At 62.6% G+C, this 617-nt stretch carries 1 protein-coding gene; it reads left to right on the top strand.

What is annotated here, in order from left to right; genetic code table 11:
* Positions 1-617 (top strand): hypothetical protein (locus J2D73_RS20230; protein WP_207884215.1); only part of this gene is annotated, 617 nt, incomplete at both ends.

Raw genomic sequence — 617 nt, 5'->3', positions numbered from 1 at the left:
GCCGAGGCGCGCAACGCCTACGCGCAGAAGGTCATTGGCACAGAGGACCAGTTGCAGGCGGCGGAAGCGGCCCGGAGCGCGATCGAGGGACAGAACCGGGATGCCGCGTTCGGCAATCAGCAGCCGGTCGACGTGACGCCAATCCGCCAGCACCTTGCGCGCCTGATCGACGACAATCGCGGGCGCGAGACCGTGCAGACGCCGTTGAAGAACGTGCTTGGCCAGTTGAACTCCGTTGCCGAAGAGGATGGAACGGCTCTGCCTGAGCATCTGTGGAACGTGCGCAAATACATGGGCGACATCATCGCTCCAGCTGCGCGCGGCACGAAACAGAGCGGCCACGCGGCTGTTTCGCAGTTGATGGACCTGAAGCCGACCGTCACCGACACGATCGAGCAGGGAGCGCCGGGTTTCCAGAATTACGCCAAGGCTTACGAGGAACTGTCGCGTCCGATCGACGCCATGCGGTTTCTGCAATCACGCAATCTGACCGATGCCCAAGGCAATGTGAACCTTAAGCAGTTGGACAATCTCCTGAAGACGATCAGCCGCGAGAAGGGGAAGCCCGGCGTGCGCGAGGCAGACAGCGTGACCGACGAGCAGATACAGGCGCTCAC

The organism is Acetobacter sacchari, from assembly GCF_017377715.1.
Classification (GTDB): Bacteria; Pseudomonadota; Alphaproteobacteria; order Acetobacterales; family Acetobacteraceae; genus Acetobacter; species Acetobacter sacchari.
The sequence above is the reverse complement of the archived record's forward strand: the minus strand, read 5'-3'. Positions and strand labels throughout refer to the sequence as shown.